Raw genomic sequence first — 1,642 nt, 5'->3', positions numbered from 1 at the left:
GTATCTTGTAAAAAGCATCTAATGTTTTAAGCTTAAGCATTAGGTGGAGGAGGGAAGAACTCTGTTTCTCCTCTTAGATATAAAATCTGTAAGAAAGATAAGAGTTCCCTCCTCAAAAGTATAGGCTGGACGGTATCGTAGAAAGACCTAAATGGCTCTAATTCTGTATCCACAAGGTTAGCCTTACTTTTCGTTTTAAATGGTAACGTATGGGGTTATATATGATCAACAACTTTCTTGGAATTGATGTATCAAAAGATCGCTTTGATGTTTTTCTTTCATTCATAAGTAAAAAAGAAAAGCGTGAAACTAGGAAAAGGAGCTTTAAGAACGATGATCTTGGGTTTCAAGGTCTGCTGAGTTTTCTACAAAAGCATAATGTGGAAGAAGTAAAGTCATGCATGTGGTTGTTATAGCGAAGCTTTGGCTGAATTTCTGCACAATGCTGGACATTTTGTTAGTGTTGTAAATCCTTATTGTATTAAATCTTATACAAGGAGTAAGCTCGTAAGACAAAAGAATGATCAGACTGATGCAGAAATTATTGCTGATTATTGCCAAAGACAGGAACCAACTCGTTGGACACCACCTTCTTCTGAAATGAAAAAATTAAAACATCTTTATCGTTGCTCAGTTGCGTTAAAAGAATTAGTAAATAACCACCTAGAAAAAAAAGAGAGACTGCCTAAAGAAGTTGCAAATGCTTGTTGCAACGAATATAGTTAAAAAAATAGAAATAATAAAAAACTCCATACGCAAACTATTAAAGCAGCACAAAGAATTGTTGGAAAATTTTCAGCTTCTATTGACTATTCCAGGAATAGGAGAGGAATCAGCAATGGCTATTTTAGCTGAAATCCCTGACATAAAAGCTTTTAGAGATGCCAGGCAATTGGCAGCATATACAGGAGTTATACCGAAAAATATAACATCAGGTTCATCTGTACATTCTAAACCAAGATTAAGTAAATCAGGTTCACAAACATTACGTAAGGCCCTTTTCTTTCCTGCCATAGTAGCCAAGAATCACAATCCTATCATTGTGAGTTTTTGCCAAAGACTAAAGAAGAAGGGTAAGCATAATATGGCAATTGTGGGAGCTGCAATGCGTAAGCTACTCCATATCATTTTCGGTATCCTGACATCCAAAAGTGCTTTTGATCCAAATCATATCAAGAATTACAGAACTAGGATGTTGACTGTAGTTTAAAATCAAAAAATGCTTCCAATCCATTCAACATATTCACTAACTGTAATCTGTGTACTGTTACACAATCAGAAGTATTTTTTGATTTTATGATACAGCTTGAGTAATTTTTTTGTTGACTAGCAAGACGGTATCTTTCTTTAAGATCGTTTAGCACTCCCAACCAATCCCTCATTTTCAGCCAAATAAAACTTCTTTTCTGCCATTTTGCTAATATGTTATACATACATTTACTTACGCAACTCCTTAAAAAACCATAAACACTATTGGGTATACGGATTGCAGTGGACAACTGCGCCATTCATTAATTATAGGCAGTAATTATACTTGATATCTCTGCTGCCGATATTTTGTGATCATATATTTCCTCAACATGTGAAGCTATATCTCCATACCACTGGCAAATGTGCTCAAAATCTTCGTTTCAAGCTCTGG

General features: G+C 35.0%; 2 pseudogenes. One reads left to right on the top strand and one right to left on the bottom strand.

The features are described 5' to 3' along the window. Window positions 1-221 precede the first annotated feature (221 nt). Window positions 222-1,210, top strand: a pseudogene (locus tag Wcon_RS10630) (IS110 family RNA-guided transposase). Window positions 1,211-1,340: 130 nt separating this feature from the next. Here the strand turns inward: Wcon_RS10630 and Wcon_RS10625 are convergent. Beyond that, window positions 1,341-1,642 (bottom strand): annotated as a pseudogene (locus tag Wcon_RS10625) (transposase); the annotation flags it as partial.

Source organism: Wolbachia endosymbiont of Cylisticus convexus, assembly GCF_003344345.1.
Note: the sequence above shows the minus strand (reverse complement) of the source record. Positions and strands in the feature narration are given on the sequence as shown.